Consider the following 21,484-nt stretch of genomic DNA (forward strand, 5'->3'; position numbering starts at 1 on the left):
AGCTATGCTTGCTGATGTTTAATAACGGCAATCCAAAACGACAAGCATGAGCGAAACAGACAAACGAGCTCCCGGCCATCCTCTCCAGGCCTTCGATGATCCTGCATTGCTGCAGGGATTCCATCGACGCGAGCTGATCGAAGGAGAACTGCTTGGCAGTCCAGGTGGCTCTCGCAACAGCGTATTCATTGTCCAGAACGGACGAATACGCGTCTTTCTCGCTTTCGAAGACAAGGAATATACCCTGACCTTTCTCGAAGCCGGGGATATCTACAGCACTCACAGCGGTGCCTACCTGCAAGCGGTAAAACCCACCGAAGTCCTGCTGGGCGAAACGTCACTGATGCTCAGCAAGCTGAGCTCGATGCCTGGTGCCGTTCCCATCATCATCCGCGTGCTGGGTCAAACGCTCGGCAACTCCATGCGGATCATCGAGGATTTGGCGTTTCGGGATGTGGAAGGTCGGCTGGCCCGCTTTTTCGATGGCATGCTGGCTCGCAAGGGACGCCTGCACAATGACAGCCATCGACTGGAACTCGACCTCAACACCGAAGATATCGCCCGCCTGCTCGGCACAACTCGGCAAACCGTTTCATCATTGATCAACCGAATGGCTCGCGAAGGAATCCTCAGCCGTAGCAAACCCGGCGTATTCGATATACACCGCCCGGATTTGCTAAAACTGCGCAGCCAGCAAGCTGGCAAGGCATCCAGCGAGTGAAAAGTAAATTCAAGTGATTTTCGCTCAATAGCTTGTTGCGTCGGGAAAGTGATCGGTATAATCCGCCCCGCCTTCTGGGGGCCTTTAGCTCAGTTGGTTAGAGCGCGCGACTCATAATCGCTCGGTCCCCGGTTCGAGCCCGGGAAGGCCCACCACCTTCATCATGCGTTCCAGGCGGCAGCTTGCCAGAATGCTCTGCCTTGGCCCTGCCAAATATCAGGAAGCCTGAGCTGCTTTTGCCCTGCCTGCTTGCAGAAACAGCTCGAAAGCCTGCTTCGTGCCAGCGATCGCTGAGTGTTCATCCAGTCGATCCGCAGCCTCTTCGAGACAGGCAACGAACTTCGGCCAGATCGCTTCGTCCTGGCGGTGGGTCAGGTAGCCTGTAGCCTTCTTTGCCCACGCGTTGTCGGACTCATGAATCTTTTTCCCCAGCATGCGGCTGCCCATACGCGAACCTTCCAGGACGTAGGCTACGCCCCATAGCCAGGCATCGTTCTCAGGCAACTCGACCCTGGCAGGCGTTGGGATCTGCCCACCCAGCACCTGGATATCCTCCGTCAATACGAAGCGTCGACGACGTTCCATCCAGTCAGGCAACAAACGCCCGATTCCCCTTCGCTCCAAAGCTTCTTCCAGCGGCACCAATGCCAAGGCATGAGCTTCGAGAAAGCGCCGATATCCATCCTGCGTATCCAGCGGGAAACTTGAAAATGCACCATCTGCCTGAACGTGCCAGGCAACGGAAATTTCCCTGAGCCGAGTTCTGAGAGATTCCATCGGGGTTCTCCAACACAACAGAGGTTATTGTTCATCGCCAGGCGATGGTCGTTTTCGTCCTGGGAGCTTCTTTTTCCTCATCCTAGCTTCAAATATCAGACCAAAATGCTCTGTCCGAATTCTTTTATCATTCACCATGTGTTCCCGTTTCAGGGCATGAGATATGAAGAGCGCGTCAACCCCAGGCGCAAGGCATCGGCGAATTGGGTGCGCTCCCTGGCCGTCAGATGCCCACCGGAAACCTTGTCGCGATAGCGTGTCATGAGCTCTTCCGGAGACAGGTGCACATAGCGCAGCATGTCTTCGATAGTGTCGTGAGTCTCGATCCCGCTGTGGTAATAACTGCCATCCTGGCGCTGATAGATATTGACCGAATCGGTATCGCCAAACAGATTGTGCATGTCGCCCAGGATTTCCTGATACGCACCCACCAAAAATACGCCTAGAAAATACTCCTCTCCTGGCTGCACTTCGTGTACTGGCATACTGGTTTCAATGCTCTGCTCGTCGACATACTGGCGAATCTTGCCATCGGAATCACATGTCAGGTCCTGCAGGACCGCCCGGCGCACAGGCTCCTCGACAAGGCGCTGCAGGGGTACGATGGGCAGGATCTGCCCGATGGCCCAAGTATCCGGCAAACTCTGGAAAACCGAGAAGTTGCAGATGTACTTATCGGCCAGCTTGTCGTTCAGCTCATCCAGAATCGCCCGATGCGAGCGCTGACTGGCCTTGAGCTGTTCGAACAAACGGCGACAGATGGCAAAGTAGCTTTGCTCGGCCAGAGCCTTCTGCGTCAGCGTCAGCTTGCCGGAAGCATACTGGGCAGCCGATTCGCTCATGTAGTGAGTCGCACGCCAGTAGGTTTCCGTAACCATCTCCGCATCCGTCGGGCCGGTCAGATCGACCAGCGCACGCACGGTATCCGGCAGTTCGTCACGCTTTTCGACCTGAGGCAGCTCATCGTTGTGCCGCTCGATGTCGGTAACCTGAATCACCAACACGGCATGGTGCGCACTCATCGCACGGCCGCTTTCAGAGAAAATATTCGGATGCGGCAGATTCTGTCGATCGCAGAATTCCTTGAGCATGCCAACCACCGTACCGGCGTACTCATCCATGTCATAGTTGATCGAACTGCTGTTACGGGAATGGGTTCCGTCATAATCCACCCCCAGCCCGCCGCCAACATCGATATGATCGAGCGGCAAGCCCAGGGCACGCAGTTCCGCGTAATAACGGATAGCTTCCCGAAAACCCTGGCGATAATCGGCCAGATTGGCGATCTGCGACCCCATGTGAAAATGCAGCAGGCGGACACCTTGCTCGATACCAGCCTCGCGTAGACGCTCGATCACCGACAATAGCTGGGCCGCAGACAGACCGAACTTGGCTCGCTCGCCGCCGGTATCCGCCCACTTGGAGGAGGCCAGCGACGACAGGCGAACCCGCAAACCGAGCTGCGGAACCAAGCCAAGCTGCCTGGCCTCCTCGATGACCAGCTCCACCTCGGATTCCTTCTCGATCACGATAAAAACATTGTGGCCGATCTTCTGCCCGATCAGCGCCAAATGGATGAATTCGCGATCCTTGTAGCCATTGCAGACGATGGTACCGCCTTTCGGTGCCAGCGCCAGAACCGCCATCAGTTCCGGCTTGGAACCGGCTTCCAGCCCGATGGCGACGTCTCGCGTGGCGATGATGCTCTTGATTACCGCTTCCTGCTGGTTGACCTTGATCGGGAATAAAGCCGTATAGCGACCGCTGTAATCGAGCTTGTCGATATGCGTGTCGAAAGCCCCGGTCAGGCGGCGGACCCGATCTTGCAGAATGTCAGGAAAGCGCACCAGCAGAGGCAGGCTCAATCCGGCTTCGCGCAGTTGACCGATCAAATAGCCGAAATCGATAGGCTTACCGGAGTCGCTCTGGGGCCGTACTTCCACGCTACCGGCATCATTGATGGCGAAATATCCAGCCCCCCAGTGACGGATTCCGTAGAGACTACGGCTATCTGCCGCAGTCCATTGGCTACCGTCCGATTTGCGCGTGCGTCGTACAGACATCGAGCTCTCCCTATCACTGTTTGGTTCCGGGACGTGAAGAGAAGATCATATTTTCTGCAGATGCATCAGCCACCGCTTTTCTTCGCCTTGAAACCACGGCCGACCAATTCATCGATCAACAACTGAACATGATCCCCCTGGATTTCAATGACACCATCCTTGAGCGAACCTCCCGTACCGCAACGCCGTTTCAAGGCACTGGCCAGCTCCTTGAGCTCGGCTTCAGCCAGAGGCACGCCACTGATGGAGGTCACCGTCTTGCCGCCACGCCCCTTGGTTTCACGGCGAACCCGGGCGATTCCATCGCCCGCCGGAACCATGGACTGCTGGCAGACACAAGCATTCGTCGGATGCCCGCATTCCGGACAGCAACGGCCCTTGTCGGTGGAATACACCAGCCCGCCGAGCCCGGCCAGAGACGTGGTTTTCCTGTTCACGGGAAGCTCTCCAGCATTTTCATAAAGAAGCGTTGCAATGATCAGAAGCAGCGCGCTCAGGCGCTGCGGGCCGACAACCGCGGCCGGTAGGGCTCAGGATCGATGAGCGGCTCGCGCTTTTGCATCAGATCGGTCAACAACCGGCAGGAAGCCGGAGCCAGCACCAGACCATTGCGGAAGTGGCCACAATTCAGCCACAACCCTTCGGCCCCCGCTACCGCACCGATATAGGGAATGCCATCGGGCGAACCGGGACGCAAGCCAGCCCAGTGCTTGAGCACCGTCGCCTCCTGCAGCGCCGGCAGGAGCTCATACGCCGAAGCCTGCAGGCTCTCCAGTGCATCCTCCGTAGGCACCTTGTCGAACCCTACATCCTCCAGGGTACTACCGACCAGGATGTGCCCATCCCGCCGGGGAATCGCATAACGCCCCTTGGCCATGACCATGCTGGGTAGAAAGTCTTCCGCGCACTTGAAGAGAATCATCTGGCCCTTCATGGGCTTGACCGGCAACTCCAGCCCCAGGCCAGCCAGCAAGTTGCCGCTCCAGGCCCCAGCCGTCACCACGACATTTTCGCCGCGCAATGCTCCCTGAGAAGACTCCACGCCAACGATCCGCTCGCCTTCGCGCAGGAAGCCTGTCACCTCGCACTGCTCAATCAAGCGCACGTTCGGCATACGCTCGAGACTGGCGCGCAGGGCTTGCAACAAGCGCGGATTGCGGACATTAGCCACGTTCGCCATAAAGATCGCACTGGAAAAGCCGGCGCCCAACGGCGGTACTGCGGCATGGACAGCCTCCATCGACACCGGACGCAGAGGACGATCAAACTTCCGCGCCCAGGCCAGGGCTTCGGCCTCATCCTCAAGATCGAGCCAGTAAAGGCCGGTAACATGCACTTGTGGGTCGATTCCCGTCTCGGCCAACAGGCGCTCGCCCAGTTGCGGATAGAAATCCTGCGACCAATGCGCCAGGGCCGTTACGGCCGTACTGTAGCGCCAGGGATAGAGTGGCGAGACGATCCCTCCTCCCGCCCAGGACGCCTCGCTGCCAGCCTTGCCCTGCTCGACCAGAACGACCTGCAGTCCCTCGCGGGCAAGCATCAGCCCGGATAGCAACCCCAGGATTCCAGCCCCGATCACAACTACCTCGGCACTATCACATTCTCTAATCATCGCTTCTGATATCGTCATCGATCATGAAGGTGGCTGTAAGGATACACACCTTGCCAGGGAAAGGAATCGGGTTATGAACCACATGACTTGCCGGGCTTTCAGCCTGCTCGAACTGCTTTGCTGCATCGCTCTACTCGCCCTATTGACTGCACTTGCCATACCGGAACTGGCCGCGTGGGTCGAACGCAGCCGCCACGAAGCCCTGCGCAACGAATTGGTCGCCTTCCTCAAAAGCGCCCGGGCCTACAGCATCGAACATAACCACGAAGTCAGGCTATGTGGCTCCAGCCAGGGCCAGTCCTGCGACGATGCCTGGGAACGTGGCTGGCTGCTCCGCCACAAGGATGCAGATGGCTCGCCCCTGCTGTTCAACCTGCTGACCAGCGGACACCGGCTGTATTGGTCCGGCTCCAAGCAGATTCGCTTTCAGGCTGGCGGGCTGACCCCTGTCAGCAACGGCACATTCACCTTATGCAACGAGAAGGAAGAAGTCGCCTGGCGGGTCATCCTCAATCGTCAGGGGCGCGTTCGCAGCGAAACCGGGCAGGCCGTACCCCCGGCAAACCAAACGGTATGCGTTGGAAAATGACAACCGTATCCCACGGATTTTCCGAATACGACGAAACCACCCAATATCTGGAACAGTTCATGCCAGCAAGAAAACCTTCGGCAGGCTTTACCTTGATCGAACTGATGACCGTCATCCTGTTGCTGACCATCCTCATCTCGATAGCGGTACCCGCCTTCGAAAATATCATCCGCAACCACCGCCTCCAGGCCGCGGCAGCCGAGTTCCAGGCCCTGTTGCAGGCAGCTCGCGCCGATGCCGTCACCAAACGTGTCCCCATCAAGGTCAGCCAGGAAGACGACTCGATAACCTGGAAAGCCACCCAAAGTAATGCGACCGTCCGCACAATAACGCTACCCGACAGTGTGATGGCCACTCCGGGCATTAGTAATATCACGTTCCAGACCGACGGCTCCGCCACGGCGGCAAACGTCATCTTCAGCAGCACCGGAACGCCTGTCACCTATACCGTCAGCGTCAGTCCACCGGGCTTTATCAAAGCCGAGAAAACGACGAACGAATGAAGACCATCAGCCCGACCCCACACGTACAAGGCTTCAGCCTGATCGAAATGCTGGTCACCATCGTACTGGTCGCCATCGGTGTACTGGGCATGGTGGCCATGCAAGCCAGGACCATCACCTTCACCCAGGATTCGGTACAACGCAATGCCGCCGCCATGCTGGCCGACGACCTGATCGAAATCATCCGCAGCGCGGACATCGTCGATAGCAATGGCCTGCCACCCAGCACATCGGGCTACTACAAGGCCAAAAGCAGTACCTTTCCGAATGCGCCCGAGACCTGTTCGCCACTGCCTGCCAGCGCCTCGCAGCGCCTGAGCTGCTGGGCAAAAAAAACCGGCGAGATCCTGCCTGGCGCGGCGGATCTGCTCAGCAGCGACTTCTATATCTGCCGCTCCGCCACCCCAACGAACTGCTCCACCAATGGCTCGGCCATCGAAATCCAGCTCGCCTGGCAAGTGAAAAAAGGTGAATGCCTGGACGCCACGGCAAGCGAAGAAGACGAAAAAGTCACCTGTCGCTATCGGCTTCGCACAGAACTCTGAGGAAGAACCGCCATGCGTCATTCGACGAGACAACACGGACTGTCCCTGGTCGAACTGATGGTCGCCATGACCCTCAGCTGCTTTCTCTTGCTGGGCGTCAGCCAGATCTACATCGACAACAAACGCCACTACCTCTACCAGCAGGGCCAATCCGACAACCAGGAAAATGGCCGCTTCACGCTACTACTGCTGGAACAGCAACTGGCCAAGGCCGGCTACCGGCGGCGTCCCGATGTCGATATGGAACAGGCTTTTCCCGCCACTTCCAAGACCGCTGGTGGCAAAACCTGCGCCCTGGGCAGTGGAATATCGATCAGTAAAATCGACGCTACCAGCATCTGCCTGCGCTACCAGCCCCGTGATGCCGATGAGCGAGACTGTGCGGGCAACGGCCCAGGCGGTACTACCGACCTTTCCCAGCCCTACACCACCCCGATAACCAACCCACCGGCCTTCATCGAAATAATCACTCTCGACAAAAACAACAGCAGCCTGCGCTGCAACGGGCAGGAACTGGTCGCAGGGATCGAGGACATCCACTTCGAATTAGGTACTGGCCCGCTCGGAACGAAGACAGTGACCGGCTACACCAGCACTCTCGATGCCAGCAACCCGGTCATCCGCAGCCTGCGCTATTCCATTCTGCTGGCCAGTACCCAGGGCCAACTCAACCAGGGCATGGAGAACGTGGCCTGCGGGCAATGGAAAGCACTCACCGGCCAGGAGGACAGCCCCTGCCAGGACGAACGCCTCTACCGGATCGTCAGCAGCGGCATGGCCGTAAGGAACCTGATGCCATGACCGGTTCTCGACATTTTTCCGCTAGGCCACTGCAACAGCGCGGCGCAACCCTTGTCGTCACCTTGTTCATGCTGCTCATCATCACCTTGCTGGCCACGACCAGCATGCGCGAAGTGACCCTGGAAGCCCGCATTACCGGCAACCTGATCGAACAGAAACGCCTGAACAACGCTGCCGAATCGGCCTTGCGCGAAGGCGAGCGGCGTATCGCCAAGCTAACCAGCAAAGGCATTCTTCCAAATCTGTGCGTCGAGGACGCCGATGGCAGCACACCCTGTCTTTTCAGTGACAAGCTCACTGCAGATTCATACGCCACCAACTTCGAGGAGTCGTTCCAGTACCAGGGGTTGGATAGTTCGACAACCCTGGAGCGCAGCGCTCGCTGGTATATCCGCGAAGTCCCGCCCAGCAATCAATCTAGCTGCACCCAGAATTACCTGAACAACGCCCCGGACGAAAGCGGGAACTGTCCTGTTTTCTACGAAATCAACGCTCAAGCCTTTCAAGGCAACGCTGACTACAAGGAATGTGGCCCTGAGGCTCTCTGCCTACGCTCGGTCATCAGAGTCAGTAATTAGCAGCCCTGTTGGAGAACGCCATGCTGCGCAAAACCCTACTCACTCTCGGCCTACTAGCCGCCGGTCGACTGACACACGCCGATATCAACCTCTCTCAGATTCCCTTGTTTGTCAGCAAGGCAGTGCCTCCGCTGAGCATGCTCGTCCTGGGCCGCGATCACACCCTGTTCTTCGAAGCCTATAACGATGCCAGCGATATAGACGGCGATAGCGTACTGGATCTGCATTTCAAGCCGAGCATCCAGTATTACGGCCTGTTCGATTCGAATCTCTGCTACAGCCACTCGGGCGGCAGCGCTAATAGCGATCTATTTACCCCGGCCGGGACAACCTCCCAGAGTGCTCAGTGGAAATGCCCTGGCCAATGGTCCGGGAACTGGCTGAACTATGTCACCACCAGCCGGATCGACGCACTGCGCAAGGTGCTCTATGGCGGCCACCGGGAGACCGATACCGAAACACAAACCATCCTTCGCCGCGCCTACATTCCCCAGGACAGCCATTCCTGGGCCAAGGAGTACACCAGCCAGACCGAAGACGGCTATCTCATCAGCGACTACACCCCACTGAGCCAACCGGAGACGGGAAAACGGCACTTCTTCGGTAATGTCACCATGGGCGCCAGCACGAACTGCAAAACACTGAGCAACTGCAGCAACCTCCCCCCCTACCTGTCGGTAGTCACCAACAGCACGGCTCGCGTCTGGGACTGGGCATCGTCCGAAAGCCCGGTTTTGAACGGCAACACACATAAAGGCTCTCGTAAAAACTACACCGTACGGGTTGAGGTGTGCAGCGACGACTATCCTAGCGCCAACAGCTCCAGCACCGATTGCAAGCGCTATTCGAACGGCCACTACAAGCCCGTAGGTCTGCTGCATGAGTTTGGCGAGGACGGCACCATGCTGTTCGGTCTGCTGACCGGCAGCTACGACAAGAACATGTCCGGGGGCGTACTACGCAAGGTCGTCTCCCAATTCCAGGACGAAATCGACGCTCAAACGGGACGGTTCTCCTCCAACGCCACCATTGTCAAAGCCCTGAACAACCTGCGTATCCGCGACTACAACAACGGCAAGACAAGCAGTGAATATTACAATGACAAGATAAGTAACCAACCCTACAAAATCTACTACCGCACCGGCATCATGGAGGAAGGCCACTATGTGGATTGGGGCAACCCGATCGGCGAAATGATGTACGAGACGCTGCGCTACTTCGCCGGCAAAAAATCGCCTACCGAGGCCTTCAAGGTCAGCGGCTCCAGCACTCAAGACAGTGCCGTCGGCCTGACATCCGCCACCTGGGACGACCCCTACGCCAGCAACAGCGCCGCCAAGGCCAAGTGGTGCGCCAAGCCCAACATGCTGGTGATGAGCAACCTGAACGTTTCCTACGATTCCGACCAGTTGCCCGGGAGTGCATTCGGATCATTCAGCGGAGATCTCGATAAACTGAATGTCAGCACGCAGGCAGATAAGATCACTACTTTCGAATCCAGTGTGCCGGGCCTACGCTTCATCGGGGCGGTTGGCGACAACGAGGACTATGCCCCGACGGCCAAACAGGTCACCACACTCGGCAATATCCGCGGCCTGTCGCCGGAAGAGCCGACCAAGCAGGGTAGCTACTATTCTGCCTCTATCGCCCGCTACGGCAGCACGACCGACTTGAGAAGCTCCACATCCGGCGACCAGACCACGGATACCTATGTCGTGGCCCTGGCCTCTCCCCTGCCGAAATTCGAATTCACAGTAGGTGAAAATACAATTTCCCTGGTGCCATTCGCAAAAACGATCAAGGGGCAAGGCGCCGATCGCACCAAGGATCAGTACCAGCCCACCGACCCCATCGCCGATCTCTATGTCGAGGAGTACTCCGCCACCGGAGCGAAGTTCCGCGTCAACTTCGAGGCGGACGAGCAAGGTAGCGACTTCGACACCGATGTCATGGTGACCTATGAGATCAAGATCTTGGAGGGCAAGCTGATTGTCCAAGTCACTCCAACCGCTGAGTCCACCGGCAGCAACCAGAACCTGGGCTACGTGATATCCGGTACGGATCGCGACGGTGTCTACCTTGTGGTGCAGGACAAGAACACAAGCCTTAATTATTTCCTCAATGTGCCGCCGGACCAAAATGCGGGTTACTGCAACCCAACCCCCTCTCAGAAGGGTGACCCTACCTCCTTTCCGGCAGGTTGCGCCAAGCTGCCCTGGATCAACGGGACGGGAAAGCTCAACGGGCAGCCGGCAAATACCAGCACTCAAGCCTTCATCCCCAGCCAAACGCCTGCCGCCACAACCCTGAACAACCCTCTCTGGTACGCGGCCAAATACGGTATCGCCGGACGAGACACCACCACCATCGACGGCGACCCTGACAACTACTTTCTGGTCACTAACGCCCTGACCCTGAAGGAGCAATTGAGAAGCGCCTTCAACAAAATCCTGCAGAACAATGCCTCGGTCAACAGCCCGTCGGTGGACCGCAGTAGCGCTACCACCGATGACACAGCCTATGTCTATCGCACGGATTTCGATATTGACGACTGGACCGGAGACTTGATCAAGCAGAAGCAAATCTCTACCAGCACTGGCATTGCCAGCAGCACCGTTTGGAAAGCCAGTGAAAATATCCCTATCCCAATCTCCAGAAAAATCTGGATGGCCGACGACACGAATAGTGAATTGGTCCCGTTCGAGTGGGACAACCTGCAGGACAAGACTTTCAAGGGGCAGAATCTCCAGACGGCCCTGAACAAGGCAAGCCCGGATGCCGTCAATACCGATGGATACGGCGAGGCTCGAGTTGCCTTCGTGCGTGGCAGCTGCCAGGGAATCAGCGGCTGTACGACCTTTCGGAGTCGCACCTCGATACTGGGCGATATCATTGACTCATCGCCGGCACTGGTAAAAAACGCGCAATACCTGGCCTATCGCGCCGGGGCTCTGGATGGCGGAACACCATCCTATATAACCTTCCAGAACGCCATAAAAAACCGTACGCCCATGGTTTACGTAGGAGCCAACGACGGCATGCTGCATGGATTCAATGCCAATACCGGCGTTGAAGCCTTCGCCTTCGTGCCTACGCCGGTGATCGAAAACCTCAACCTGCTGACATCTACAGAATATGGTGGCGAATCAGGCAACCATCAGTATTACGTGAACGGCACCCCTACCGTTGCCGATGTCTACTTTGGCAACGCATGGCATACCGTCCTGGTTGGCAGCCTGGGTGCTGGAGGACGAGGTGTCTTCGCACTCGATATTACCGACCCCGCCGCGCCTGAATTGCTCTGGGAGTTCACCAGCGACAACGATGCCGATATGGGATACAGCATTCCAAAACCGGAAATTACCCGTTTGCACAGTGGTCAGTGGGCTGCGCTGGTCCCCAATGGCTACAACAGTTCGGCAAACAAAGCCGTCCTGTTTGCACTTGATATCGAAACAGGGGAGATCATCAGCAAGCTGGCTGCCCAAACCGATCCGGACGACACCTATACGGATGCCAGCAACGGACTTTCGAATATCCGGACGGCAGATTTCAACAGCGATGGCATAACCGATTATGTTTACGCAGGGGATCTGTTAGGCAACCTCTGGCGCTTCGACCTGTACGACCCGACTGTCACCATCACGTTTGGCAAATGCACCGAAAATTGCTCGGCTATCAAGGATCAGTTCCGGGTGTCCTTCGGCGGCAAACCGCTCTATGTTGCCAAGGATGGCGAAGGCAAGCGCCAGCCTATCAGCGCCGCCCCGACGTTGATCCGGCACCCGCTGCTGACCGGCTATCTGGTAGCGTTCGGCACAGGTCGATACCTGACCCTTCCAGACAAGGCGAGCACCCAGACTCAAAGTCTCTATGGCATATGGGATCTACAGACCGCAGGCCAGGATACAAGCGAGGACGATACCGACAAGAGTCGCAGTAATTTGAGTGAATCGACGCTGAGTGCGGCTCCAAATGACAACACCAGGCGCCTGATCACTGGAAAATCCATTACCTGGTACAAGCCTGATACTACCGACCTTGGTGATCCGGATGCCGTGAAGACCTGGGGCTGGTATATGGACCTCAAGGTGGACGATAGCGCCGATGGTGAGCGACTCATCAACAACATGGCCTTGTACGGTAGCGGACTCATTTTTTCTACAGTCATACCGGACTCGGATATCTGCACAGCGAACCTCAAAGGCTTCACCTATGCCATCAATCTAGCTGGTGAACGTACGACCTACGACGTGTTTGATTTGAACAACGACGGCATCGTGAATTACCTGGACGGCCTCAATGGCGAGGTTGTTTCCGGCTATGAAACCCCTGCTGGCGGTTTCACCATTAGCAACACCCGCCAGTACTACACCGATGGCACCTCCAAAAAACTCTCTGCAGGCAACCAAGCCAACGGTCGCCAAAGCTGGCGTCTGCTGCCGGCCGCCAGCAGCGACGAGAGCGATCCTGAAAAATGAAAAGCAGACACCAGCAGGGATTCACCCTGATCGAAGTGGTCATCGTCACAGTGATCATCGGGATCCTGGCGGCCATTGCCTATCCGAACTATCAGGAATACATCTTGCGCGGCAATCGTACCGAGGGCATGGCGTTGTTGAACGAGGCGGCCGCCCGGCAGGAGCGCTACTTTGCTCAGAACGGCACCTATGCCGATACCGTTGCCAAGCTGAACATGCCGGAAGACTCGTCCAACAAGCTCTACAAACTGAGCATCAAGGACGTCTCGGCCAACACTTATACACTCACCGCCACCGCCCAGAATGCCCAGGCTCACGACAGCAAGTGCGCAAACCTCGGGCTGGATGAAGCTGGCGCGCGGAGCGAAACGGGCTCGGCGACCGTAAACGAATGCTGGAAATGAAAGGTCCGCTGCGCTTTCTCCACCCGGTGAAGCGCAACCTGCCGCTGGTGTTCCACAGCCGATATGGCGGGTTTCATTTGCCTCATCGGCTGCTTCTCTCGTGCAAATACTCAAGGAAACCGGAGCGCTGCGAAGAGCATCATGGCCTGCCGCTCGCTCGGTCTTGCTCTCGCTGCAACAATTTCCTCGCCCGTCACTGAACACTCGGTCCTCCCTGCCGCTCAGATACAAGGCCCTCCGCAGGAGGCTGCCTGGCAGTGACATGGCGACGAACCCGCTGGCTTGAACCAGCTACTCCAGCAGATTCGGCTCGAGACATCATTGCCCGAAGCACCTTTTCGCGGAACCTTGATCGTCCGAACTTGACTTAATCAACCGGCCATCCAAGCCCGTACGCTTCATATCCGTAAAATAAGGAGATTTTCGGTGATCACCGATTCATACCAGCGCTATGGCGCCCTGAGCCGCTTCTTTCACTGGACGATGGCGCTACTGATCCTGCATCAGTTCTTCAGATTCACCGAACGGATCGGCAATGGCGAGCACTGGCTGGCAAGGCTTTCCGGCACCTGGCACGTTTCGCTGGGGTTGCTGATTCTGGTGCTGGCCATATTGCGCCTGCTATGGGCCCTGAATCAGTTCGAATACCGTCCGCGCTATCCGCGCACCACCCAGACGGCCGTGAGGATCGGTCATGGATTGCTGTACCTGTGCATGTTGCTGATGCCTTTCACCGGAATCATGTACATGCTGAGCAAAGGGCATGGATTGTATTTTTTCGATGTAGAGCTGATTGCCAAAAGCAAACAAGGCGTGTCGGCACTGAGCGGGATCGGTAACCTGCACACGCCGATAGCCTGGTGTTTTCTGGGGCTGGTGACCGGGCATGTACTGCTGGCGCTTTATCACCAGTTCATCATGAAGGATGGCACACTCAAGCGCATGGCCTGATTTTCCCGGGTATTCGAGAAACCCTGTTCACCACGGCTCCCCGGCAGGTCGCTTCCGAAGCGTGGAGCCGCTTGCCAAGAACTGTCGATACTACCAGTAGTTCTCCACCGCCACCTGCCCCGGTCGCCGTACCAGGCTGAGGTTGAGGTCGCGAGCTTTCAGCAATGCCCTGGTGTCCTCGATCATCTGTGGATTACCGCAAAGCATGATGCGTGAATGCTCGGGCTCCAGCGTCAATCCGGCGGCATGTTCCAGTTCGCCATTCTCGATCAGGGTGGTGATGCGCCCATACAGCGTGCCGGGTACTTTCTCGCGGGTAACCACCGGGATAAAGGTCAGCCTGTCGCCCAACCCTTCCAGATACTCCCGCTGGGGTAGCTCATCGATCAGTTTCCGGTAGGCCAATTCACGGGATTCGCGCACGCTATAGACCAGCAGGATGCGTTCGAACCGCTCCCACGCCTCGAAATCCTGCAGGATGGAGAGAAAAGGTGCGACGCCAGTGCCGGTAGCCAGCAGCCAGAGGTCGCGACCATCGGGAAAACGGTCAAGGGTGAGAAAACCGAACGCCTGCTTGTCCACCAACAACTCAGCGCCAGGTTGGAGCCGACTCAGTTCGCTAGTGAACTCGCCGCCCGGCACCACGATGGAAAAGAAATCGAGGAATTCATCGTGCGGTGCCGAAACCATCGAATAGGCGCGCCAGACGATACTGCCGCTGGCCTTGCGCACGCCCAGGCGGGCGAATTGTCCGGCGCGAAAACGAAACCCCGGATCACGCGTGGTACGCAGCGTGAACAGGTTGGGCGTCAGTGTCTCGACTTCGAGCAGGCGTTGACGGGTGAACTTCTCTTCGCTGGCAGTCATACTTGCTTGGCTCCTTGCGCAGAATGCTTCCGGGTCGTCGCGCCATCCGGCACGCTATCGGCCCATTGATACTCCTTTCCGACGCCAACGAACACTGCCAGTTTCCATGCCGACTCTCGATACGCCTTTTGCCCACCTCGATCTGCTGCGCCAGCCCGAGCAACCCAACGAGCCGTTGCAGGCCTTCGATGCCGCCGACGAATACCTGCTTGGGCAGGTATACGAGCAAGGTATCGCGCCGGATACACGGATACTGCTGCTCAACGATAGCTTCGGCACTCTTGCCTGCTCATTGGCCAGCCATGCACAGGTGACCGGCAGCGGCGACTCGCACCTCGGCTATCTGGCTCTGCAGAAAAATCTCGCGCGCAACCGCCTGGCAGTAGCGAACGTCGACTTCGTACCAGCCAATGCAATCGCGCAGGGTCCCTTCGATTTGGTGCTGATCCGTATACCCAAGACGCTGGCGTTACTGGAGGAACAACTGATCCGCCTGCATGGCCGACTCGCACCCGGTGCGCGGGTGATCGCAGCGGCGATGGTCAAGCACCTGCCACGCGCGGCGGGAGATCTGCTGGAACGCTATATCGGCCCGGTTCGGGCCTCGCTGGCGATGAAGAAAGCCAGGCTGCTGTTCGTCACGCCCGAACCGAAACCTGTTCCCGCCTCACCCTACCCGACCCGCTATCGACTGGATGTACCGGCCATCGAGCTAGTCAACCATGCCAACCTGTTCTGCCGCGAAGGTTTGGATATCGGTACTCGTGTGTTTCTTGCGCATCTGCCGCGTGATACGTGTAAACAACGCGTGGCCGATCTTGGCTGCGGCAACGGCGTGCTGGGTATAGCCCATGCTCTGCACAATCCCGACGCCGAACTGACGCTGGTAGACGAAAGCTACATGGCCGTGCAGTCAGCGCAGGAAAACTGGCAGGCGCTGCTGGGTGAGCGCTCGGTGGATATCCGCGCCGGCGATGGCCTTGCCGAACAGCCGACGGGCTCGCTGGATCTGGTGCTGTGCAACCCACCGTTCCATCAGCAACAGGTGATCGGCGACTTTCTCGCCTGGCGCATGTTCCAGCAGGCCCGCACCGCGCTGGTTCCGGGTGGCGCGTTATGGATCGTCGGCAATCGTCACCTGGGTTACCATGCCAAGCTCAAGCGGCTGTTTCGCCAGGTTGAGCAAATGGCTGCCACGCCCAAGTTCGTAATTCTGCGGGCCTTGAAGTAGCCATGCGTCAAAAAGGCTCCTTGACGCCAACCCGTTGAAAAGTTCAATTTTATCCATTTGAATTCTTCGATTCAGCTAAATCGAAAATAAAGGTTTACGTAACTCATAAATAGAGTAGAGTGTTTTCGCTGATTGCAATTGTCATTTCGATACTGACTTGATGTTCTTCATCTCCTCGTTTCGTTTTACTTCTGCATTACAGTTTCGGCCTGACTGAATCAGCGCCGTAATTTTTTCCAACCTGGAGAAGCATCATGTCCGAACGCAAAAGTGGCACAGTCAAATGGTTCAACGATGAAAAAGGTTTCGGCTTCATCACTCCCCAAGAAGGCCCGGATCTTTTCGTCCATTACCGCTCGATCGAGAGCGCAGGCTTCAAAAGCCTGAAAGAAGGCCAAGCGGTCACCTTCCTCGTAGTGAAGGGCCAAAAAGGCCTGCAGGCAGATCAAGTACAGATCGCCTGATCGCTTTGCTAAGAAAAGCCCCGTTCAACGGGGCTTTTTTATTGCCTGCAATTCAAGCCAAAGCTGTTTTCCAGCGGACGTGCCCGGATATTTCTTCGTGCTCTTTCGAGCAACTCCTGTTTGAAAATCATTCATTCAATTTCTGTCGTCAAAGAAATATCCACTATGGAAAAACGTCCCCATGTCGGGCTACAAGATCAGGCACCAGGATATTACGATCGGAACTATGCAGTTCAATATCTGCTCGCTTCTCGATCACGAGCAATACCATGACCCCGACGGCGCGGCAGAGCGCCTGGGTATTTCCCCGGAAAGCTGGCCTCTATTCGGACAGCTATGGCCGTCGAGCTTCGTGCTGGCCAAAACCATGCAGACGATGGATCTGCACGGCAAACGTATTCTCGAACTCGGTGCCGGCCTGGCGTTGGCCAGCTTGGTTGTGCACCGGCGCGGCGGTAATATGACCGTGAGCGACTTCCATCCGCTGATCCCGGTTTTTCTTGAAGAGAATCTGCGGCTGAATGATCTTGGGCCGATCAAGTATCAAGCTGCCGACTGGTCGAAATCCAATACAGAGCTGGGTCAGTTCGATCTGATCATCGGCAGCGACATCATCTACGATCATGGCCATCCGGCGCTCCTGGCCAATTTCATCGACTTGCACTCGGCTGAATGCGTCGAGGTGCTTATCATCGATCCGAATCGACGTCACAAAGCGAAGTTTTGCCAGGAAATGGAGGAACTGGAATATAGCGCGCAGATAAGCTGTGCCAATTGCACGCTGGACAATGGCGAGGCTTTCAAGGGATCGCTGCTACATTTTACGCGTGACGATGCCATGCTTCCCTGCGTTATCGCTTGAAAATCTTTCGGGGTCGGTTAGCCAGCCCGACTCCGAAACATCCGGTTACCTGCATGCTATCCTGACCAGCCATCTCCTTCCCGGCGCTCTCTCATGTCAGTCCACGGCAAGCTCCAGTTGCGTCACCACCGCCCATTCGTCGCCTACTGGCTGGCTCGCGTCTGCACCGCCAGCGGCTTCCAGATCGTTACTGTGGCCATCGGCTGGCACATGTACCAGCTGACCGGTAACGTACTCGACCTGGGTCTGGTCGGGCTGGTGGAATTCCTGCCGCGCGTACTGTTCATGCTGCATACCGGGCACGTTGCCGACCGCTACGACCGGCGCAAGGTATCCGCGCTGTGCCAGTTCGCTCAGGGCCTGACCGCACTGGCCCTGATCATCGGTAGCGCCACCGATTCGGTAACGCGGGAGATGATCTTCGTCATCGCCTTTGTGTTCGGCACGGCTCGCGCCTTCGAAATGCCAACGACTCAGGCGCTGTTACCGAACATCGTGCCGGCCGAGCTGTTTCCTGCTGCAGTGGCCGCTTCAGCCTCGGCGATCCAGTCGGCGACCATCGTTTCGCCTGCGCTCGGTGGCCTACTCTATGCCTTTGGGCCGGGCTGGGCTTACGGGCCGACCCTTGTGCTGTATTTTCTCGCCGTCGCGCTGATGCTCGGCCTGCCGGCCCGCCAGCAGCCGTTGAAACAGGAAAAAGCCTCGCTGCAGTCGATGCTTGCCGGCATCCATTTCATCCGCAGCCGGCCGGATGTATTCGGTGCCATCTCGCTGGATCTGTTCGCCGTGTTGCTCGGTGGTGCCGGTGCGCTGCTGCCGGTGTATGCCAGCGATATCCTGCATACCGGTCCCTGGGGGTTGGGCCTGCTACGCTCGGCGCCAGCCGCAGGAGCGCTGCTGATGTCGTTCTGGCTGGCTTATGTCCCCATCCAGCGCCAGGTCGGACGCACGATGTTCATCTCCGTGGGGGTGTTTGGCCTGGCGACCATCGCCTTCGGCATCTCCACGTCGTTCTGGTTTTCCCTGATGTCGCTGGCCGTGCTCGGCGCAGCGGACATGATCAGCATGGTCATCCGTGGTGCCTTCGTGCAACTGGAAACCCCGGATGAGATGCGCGGCCGGGTCAGCGCAGTGAACGGCCTGTTCATCGGCGCCTCGAACCAACTCGGCGAATTTGAATCCGGCATTACTGCACACTGGTTCGGTACTGTCCCGGCCGTGCTGATCGGCGGTGTCGGTACGCTGGTCGTCACCGGGCTCTGGATCAAACTGTTCCCGACCCTGGCCGGGCGCGACCGGATGGTGGAGTCGAAACAACATTTCGGGCAGGGCGAAACAGCTTAGGCCAGGACCGGCTACAGCTTTGTAAGCACCCAGGCGTGTATTACTTGGCCTGGGGAGTCTCGCTCGGCTTCAACGGGGCGTCGATATCGAAATCGCCCATCCAGATCGGTGCATGGGTACGGTTGTCGACTACCTGAAAAGCGTAGCGCTGAATCCGGGCATGTTCCGCAGTCGCCGGCATCGCAGTCACCGTACATTCCAACCGATAATTGGCCGCACCGCCCTGGCCAGCACTGGGACGACTGCTATGAGTGCTGCTGCTCCCGCCACCGCTTTTGCCACTTTTACTGCTCGAATTGCCCAGGTTATTCGAGCTACTGGCCGCGCGCCGGTCAACATAGGTTATGTTGGAGGTATTGAGCTGCTGCAACTCTCTCAACAGGCGCTGGGCGAAAACGTTTTTATTGAGCGAGGCTTCACCCTGCACATCAATATATTGCTGGTCAACCAGAATGCTGCTGCGTTCGCTCCCCTGCCGAACCAGACGCGGCGAATTGGGAATATCGCCTCCCATGCGTGAGGCCATGGACGCGACATCCTGGTCGAGAAAACCATTTTCCAGAAAGCTCTGCTGCTCGGGCGATGGCTCGGCGGCACCACTACTGGAGGAGGTGGCAGCCGAGCCAGAGCCGGCTGAAGCGGCTGTAATGGCCGCATCGAGTTCGCTTTGACGGTCTTTTGCCGAGCCGCCGCCATCTGACGAACAAGCCGACAGCAGAATGGCCGAAATACAGGTACAGGCAAGGAAGAGAGGTTTGCTCACTAAAGGATCTCCTGGATGGCAGGTACCGGCAAGACCAGTGACGCGCTGCACAGGTCGGCGAAACAAGTCCGTACCGAACGAAGTTGTTCGAGCCAGTCCATGCCGCTGTTCCATAGTAAAGATGGGGAGTATAAATACCCGTGGCACTAGCGGACGCAACAGGCGCACGGGCTTATCCACCAAAACCGCACACCGGGGCGGAATCATACCGCCACACCAGATAATGCGTATACTTATCATTTGAGACATGAATTTTCCTGCCAGAGCTTCCCCGCCCAATGCAGCCGGCCTCCAGTCATTTGTCGTGACTGGCGCCCACGGGTAGACAGCGCCTCCAACTGGCTGGCGATGAAACGCCGGGTCGCCTCATGAGTGATCTTCCCGACTTGGGCATCGATCCTGGCTACAACCTACCCGATCATTACTTCACTGCTCCAGACACCGAACAGGTGTATTGCGGCATACCGAGCTCTGCGTCCGCTGCCGATATAAGGGTGCAGCAAAACTGCAAGGGTGCGACGCGACCCGGTTCCGTCACTGCCTGAACAGGCTAAAATGGCCGCCGTTATTGGACGACACGCCTATCCACAATCTGAGCCCCCTAGCGCCGGCTGAATCTGGTGATGATCATTCTCGCACGGCTGTTCATCGTCAAACTGGGCGGGTATGCCTGATGATCCACCCGCACCTTTCCATCGGTTACATGGGAAACCGCACAGCGCTTTCCACCAGAAACTCCTTTCGCCCCGACAAAGAATCCCCATGACCCAAGCGACTTTCGCCCCGCACCACTACACTGCCCAACTCGCCGAGAAGAAGGTTCGCCTGAGCGAATTGCTGGCACCCTTCTCTGCGCCTGAACCGGAAGTTTTCGAATCCCCTCGCGAGCACTATCGCCTGCGTGCCGAATTCCGCCTCTGGCGCGAAGGCGAGGCACGCCATTACGCCATGTTCGAGCCAGGCGACAAGCGCAAAGCGATTCTGCTGCAGGATTTCCCCATCGCCAGTCGCCGTATCAACGAATTGATGCCGCGCCTACAAGCTGCCTGGGCCGACCCGGCGCTGGGCTTCAAGTTATTTCAAGTGGAATTTCTTACCACCCTTGCCGATGATGCACTGATCACCCTCTGCTACCACCGCCCGCTGGACGACGCCTGGCAAGCCGCCGCCGAACGCCTCGCCAGCGAACTGGGTGCAAGCATCGTTGGTCGCTCGAAAGGCAAGCGCTCAGTCATCGGTCGTGATTATGTGGAAGAAGAGTTCCAGGTCGCCGGCCGCACTTACCGTTATCGCCAGCCAGAAGGAGCCTTCACCCAACCCAATGGCGAAGTCTGCCGGAAAATGCTCACCTGGGCCTGCGATGCTCTGGGTCAGCGCAGCGACGATCTACTGGAACTCTATTGCGGCAACGGTAACTTTACCCTGCCGCTGGCTACCCGTGTACGCAAGGTGTTGGCCACCGAAATCAGCAAGACTTCGGTCAACGCAGCCCAGGCCAACCTCGCTGGCAATGGCGTGGATAATGTGACGTTAGTGCGTCTCTGCGCAGAAGAATTGACCCAGGCGCTCAACGAAGTCCGCCCTTTTCGTCGCCTGGCCGGGATCGATCTGAAAAGCTATGAATTCGGCACGGTCTTCGTCGATCCGCCCCGCGCCGGCATGGACCCGGATACCTGCGAACTGACTCGGCGCTTCGAGCGCATCCTCTACATATCCTGCAACCCACAAACCCTGGTACAGAACATCGCGCAATTGCAGGACACGCACCGGATCGAACGATGCGCCCTGTTCGATCAATTTCCGTATACCCAGCATATGGAAAGCGGAGTACTGCTGGTGAGGCGTTGATTCATCTACGCCAGAAGCGCACGTTCCCCCCAATGACGCGGCTGGAAGCGGAATGAATCAACGCGCCAGCCAGATCAATC

The 21,484-nt window shown here is 57.5% G+C and carries 22 protein-coding genes and 1 tRNA gene; 17 read left to right on the forward strand and 6 right to left on the reverse strand.

Going from position 1 to position 21,484, the window contains the following annotated elements:
- The first annotated feature begins 46 nt into the window (after positions 1 to 46).
- Together FHR87_RS02305 and FHR87_RS02310 are read left to right on the forward strand one after the other, a co-directional pair.
- On the forward strand, positions 47 to 721 hold the full coding sequence (locus FHR87_RS02305) for a Crp/Fnr family transcriptional regulator (RefSeq protein ID WP_183165058.1): 675 nt from the start codon (positions 47 to 49) through the stop codon (positions 719 to 721).
- A gap of 78 nt (positions 722 to 799) precedes the next feature.
- Positions 800 to 876, forward strand: a tRNA-Ile gene (locus tag FHR87_RS02310).
- A 61-nt stretch (positions 877 to 937) separates the two neighbouring features.
- On the opposite strand, the gene FHR87_RS02315 is transcribed toward FHR87_RS02310, so the two are convergent.
- From FHR87_RS02315 to thiO, 4 genes are all read right to left on the reverse strand, one after another.
- Positions 938 to 1,498: a biliverdin-producing heme oxygenase gene (locus tag FHR87_RS02315; RefSeq protein WP_183165059.1), complete on the reverse strand. Its 561-nt coding sequence runs from the start codon at positions 1,496 to 1,498 to the stop codon at positions 938 to 940.
- Positions 1,499 to 1,647: 149 nt separating this feature from the next.
- Positions 1,648 to 3,561 (reverse strand): arginine decarboxylase, encoded by a 1,914-nt coding sequence (gene speA, locus FHR87_RS02320; RefSeq protein ID WP_183165060.1) that lies wholly within the window; start codon positions 3,559 to 3,561, stop codon positions 1,648 to 1,650.
- A 65-nt stretch (positions 3,562 to 3,626) separates the two neighbouring features.
- The gene (locus FHR87_RS02325; RefSeq protein ID WP_183165061.1) at positions 3,627 to 3,998 is read right to left on the reverse strand and encodes a translation initiation factor Sui1; all 372 of its coding nucleotides are present in this window, start codon (positions 3,996 to 3,998) and stop codon (positions 3,627 to 3,629) included.
- Between the two features lie 56 nt (positions 3,999 to 4,054).
- Positions 4,055 to 5,173 carry a glycine oxidase ThiO gene (thiO, locus tag FHR87_RS02330; protein ID WP_183165062.1) on the reverse strand — a complete coding sequence of 373 codons (1,119 nt, stop codon included), beginning with the start codon at positions 5,171 to 5,173 and terminating at the stop codon, positions 4,055 to 4,057.
- A 73-nt stretch (positions 5,174 to 5,246) separates the two neighbouring features.
- On the opposite strand from thiO, the gene FHR87_RS02335 reads away from it, so the two are divergent.
- The 9 genes from FHR87_RS02335 to FHR87_RS02370 all read left to right on the forward strand — a co-directional run bounded on the left by FHR87_RS02335 (position 5,247) and on the right by FHR87_RS02370 (position 14,025).
- A complete protein-coding gene (locus FHR87_RS02335; RefSeq protein WP_183165063.1) occupies positions 5,247 to 5,762 on the forward strand; it encodes a GspH/FimT family protein in 516 nt (171 codons plus the stop codon).
- Entirely contained in the window at positions 5,759 to 6,265 is a 507-nt protein-coding gene (locus FHR87_RS02340) for a GspH/FimT family pseudopilin (protein ID WP_183165064.1), read from the forward strand. The genes FHR87_RS02335 and FHR87_RS02340 overlap by 4 nt, the downstream gene beginning before the upstream one ends.
- Entirely contained in the window at positions 6,262 to 6,810 is a 549-nt protein-coding gene (gene pilV, locus FHR87_RS02345) for a type IV pilus modification protein PilV (RefSeq protein WP_183165065.1), read from the forward strand. Before FHR87_RS02340 ends, pilV begins: the two co-directional genes overlap by 4 nt.
- A gap of 12 nt (positions 6,811 to 6,822) precedes the next feature.
- The gene (locus tag FHR87_RS02350; protein ID WP_183165066.1) at positions 6,823 to 7,611 is read left to right on the forward strand and encodes a prepilin-type N-terminal cleavage/methylation domain-containing protein; all 789 of its coding nucleotides are present in this window, start codon (positions 6,823 to 6,825) and stop codon (positions 7,609 to 7,611) included.
- Entirely contained in the window at positions 7,608 to 8,189 is a 582-nt protein-coding gene (locus FHR87_RS19595) for a pilus assembly PilX family protein (RefSeq protein WP_183165067.1), read from the forward strand. The genes FHR87_RS02350 and FHR87_RS19595 overlap by 4 nt, the downstream gene beginning before the upstream one ends.
- Before the next feature lie 20 nt (positions 8,190 to 8,209).
- Positions 8,210 to 12,670: a pilus assembly protein gene (locus FHR87_RS02360; RefSeq protein WP_183165068.1), complete on the forward strand. Its 4,461-nt coding sequence runs from the start codon at positions 8,210 to 8,212 to the stop codon at positions 12,668 to 12,670.
- Positions 12,667 to 13,074, forward strand: a complete 408-nt coding sequence (locus tag FHR87_RS02365; RefSeq protein WP_183165069.1) for a type IV pilin protein — start codon at positions 12,667 to 12,669, stop codon at positions 13,072 to 13,074. The genes FHR87_RS02360 and FHR87_RS02365 overlap by 4 nt, the downstream gene beginning before the upstream one ends.
- Positions 13,071 to 13,274: a hypothetical protein gene (locus tag FHR87_RS18930; protein ID WP_221189685.1), complete on the forward strand. Its 204-nt coding sequence runs from the start codon at positions 13,071 to 13,073 to the stop codon at positions 13,272 to 13,274. The genes FHR87_RS02365 and FHR87_RS18930 overlap by 4 nt, the downstream gene beginning before the upstream one ends.
- A 226-nt stretch (positions 13,275 to 13,500) precedes the next feature.
- Entirely contained in the window at positions 13,501 to 14,025 is a 525-nt protein-coding gene (locus FHR87_RS02370) for a cytochrome b/b6 domain-containing protein (protein WP_183165070.1), read from the forward strand.
- A gap of 90 nt (positions 14,026 to 14,115) precedes the next feature.
- Here the strand turns inward: FHR87_RS02370 and FHR87_RS02375 are convergent, their stop codons facing one another.
- Entirely contained in the window at positions 14,116 to 14,892 is a 777-nt protein-coding gene (locus FHR87_RS02375; protein WP_183165071.1) for a ferredoxin--NADP reductase, read from the reverse strand.
- Positions 14,893 to 14,998: 106 nt separating this feature from the next.
- Here FHR87_RS02375 and FHR87_RS02380 point away from each other — a divergent pair, with 106 nt between their 5' ends.
- From FHR87_RS02380 to FHR87_RS02395, 4 genes are all read left to right on the forward strand, one after another.
- A complete protein-coding gene (locus tag FHR87_RS02380; protein WP_183165072.1) occupies positions 14,999 to 16,123 on the forward strand; it encodes a methyltransferase in 1,125 nt (374 codons plus the stop codon).
- Between the two features lie 254 nt (positions 16,124 to 16,377).
- Entirely contained in the window at positions 16,378 to 16,587 is a 210-nt protein-coding gene (locus FHR87_RS02385) for a cold-shock protein (RefSeq protein ID WP_183165073.1), read from the forward strand.
- A 226-nt stretch (positions 16,588 to 16,813) separates the two neighbouring features.
- Positions 16,814 to 17,449: a class I SAM-dependent methyltransferase gene (locus FHR87_RS02390; protein WP_221189686.1), complete on the forward strand. Its 636-nt coding sequence runs from the start codon at positions 16,814 to 16,816 to the stop codon at positions 17,447 to 17,449.
- A 93-nt stretch (positions 17,450 to 17,542) separates the two neighbouring features.
- A complete protein-coding gene (locus tag FHR87_RS02395; RefSeq protein ID WP_183165075.1) occupies positions 17,543 to 18,793 on the forward strand; it encodes an MFS transporter in 1,251 nt (416 codons plus the stop codon).
- A 40-nt stretch (positions 18,794 to 18,833) separates the two neighbouring features.
- Here the strand turns inward: FHR87_RS02395 and FHR87_RS02400 are convergent, their stop codons facing one another.
- Positions 18,834 to 19,556, reverse strand: a complete 723-nt coding sequence (locus FHR87_RS02400) for a penicillin-binding protein activator LpoB (protein WP_183165076.1) — start codon at positions 19,554 to 19,556, stop codon at positions 18,834 to 18,836.
- 368 nt (positions 19,557 to 19,924) lie between these two features.
- Between FHR87_RS02400 and FHR87_RS02405 the strand changes: the two genes are divergently transcribed.
- Together FHR87_RS02405 and trmA are read left to right on the forward strand one after the other, a co-directional pair.
- A complete protein-coding gene (locus FHR87_RS02405) occupies positions 19,925 to 20,101 on the forward strand; it encodes a hypothetical protein (protein ID WP_183165077.1) in 177 nt (58 codons plus the stop codon).
- 217 nt (positions 20,102 to 20,318) lie between these two features.
- Positions 20,319 to 21,404, forward strand: coding sequence for a tRNA (uridine(54)-C5)-methyltransferase TrmA (gene trmA / locus FHR87_RS02410; RefSeq protein WP_183165078.1), 1,086 nt, complete (start codon positions 20,319 to 20,321; stop codon positions 21,402 to 21,404).
- The last annotated feature ends 80 nt before the right edge of the window (positions 21,405 to 21,484 follow it).

Origin of the sequence: Azomonas macrocytogenes, assembly GCF_014191985.1 — a bacterium.
Lineage (GTDB): Bacteria > Pseudomonadota > Gammaproteobacteria > Pseudomonadales > Pseudomonadaceae > Azomonas > Azomonas macrocytogenes.

Bases quoted from the DNA above. Each gene is read 5' to 3' on its own strand.
- FHR87_RS02305 (WP_183165058.1), top strand. From the start codon at position 47: ATGAGCGAAACAGACAAACGAGCTCCCGGCCATCCTCTCCAGGCCTTC.
- FHR87_RS02315 (WP_183165059.1), bottom strand. From the start codon at position 1,498: ATGGAATCTCTCAGAACTCGGCTCAGGGAAATTTCCGTTGCCTGGCAC.
- speA (WP_183165060.1), bottom strand. From the start codon at position 3,561: ATGTCTGTACGACGCACGCGCAAATCGGACGGTAGCCAATGGACTGCG.
- thiO (WP_183165062.1), bottom strand. From the start codon at position 5,173: ATGATTAGAGAATGTGATAGTGCCGAGGTAGTTGTGATCGGGGCTGGA.
- FHR87_RS02335 (WP_183165063.1), top strand. From the start codon at position 5,247: ATGAACCACATGACTTGCCGGGCTTTCAGCCTGCTCGAACTGCTTTGC.
- FHR87_RS02340 (WP_183165064.1), top strand. From the start codon at position 5,759: ATGACAACCGTATCCCACGGATTTTCCGAATACGACGAAACCACCCAA.
- pilV (WP_183165065.1), top strand. From the start codon at position 6,262: ATGAAGACCATCAGCCCGACCCCACACGTACAAGGCTTCAGCCTGATC.
- FHR87_RS02350 (WP_183165066.1), top strand. From the start codon at position 6,823: ATGCGTCATTCGACGAGACAACACGGACTGTCCCTGGTCGAACTGATG.
- FHR87_RS19595 (WP_183165067.1), top strand. From the start codon at position 7,608: ATGACCGGTTCTCGACATTTTTCCGCTAGGCCACTGCAACAGCGCGGC.
- FHR87_RS02360 (WP_183165068.1), top strand. From the start codon at position 8,210: ATGCTGCGCAAAACCCTACTCACTCTCGGCCTACTAGCCGCCGGTCGA.
- FHR87_RS02365 (WP_183165069.1), top strand. From the start codon at position 12,667: ATGAAAAGCAGACACCAGCAGGGATTCACCCTGATCGAAGTGGTCATC.
- FHR87_RS18930 (WP_221189685.1), top strand. From the start codon at position 13,071: ATGAAAGGTCCGCTGCGCTTTCTCCACCCGGTGAAGCGCAACCTGCCG.
- FHR87_RS02375 (WP_183165071.1), bottom strand. From the start codon at position 14,892: ATGACTGCCAGCGAAGAGAAGTTCACCCGTCAACGCCTGCTCGAAGTC.
- FHR87_RS02380 (WP_183165072.1), top strand. From the start codon at position 14,999: ATGCCGACTCTCGATACGCCTTTTGCCCACCTCGATCTGCTGCGCCAG.
- FHR87_RS02385 (WP_183165073.1), top strand. From the start codon at position 16,378: ATGTCCGAACGCAAAAGTGGCACAGTCAAATGGTTCAACGATGAAAAA.
- FHR87_RS02390 (WP_221189686.1), top strand. From the start codon at position 16,814: ATGCAGTTCAATATCTGCTCGCTTCTCGATCACGAGCAATACCATGAC.
- FHR87_RS02395 (WP_183165075.1), top strand. From the start codon at position 17,543: ATGTCAGTCCACGGCAAGCTCCAGTTGCGTCACCACCGCCCATTCGTC.
- FHR87_RS02405 (WP_183165077.1), top strand. From the start codon at position 19,925: ATGAGTGATCTTCCCGACTTGGGCATCGATCCTGGCTACAACCTACCC.
- trmA (WP_183165078.1), top strand. From the start codon at position 20,319: ATGACCCAAGCGACTTTCGCCCCGCACCACTACACTGCCCAACTCGCC.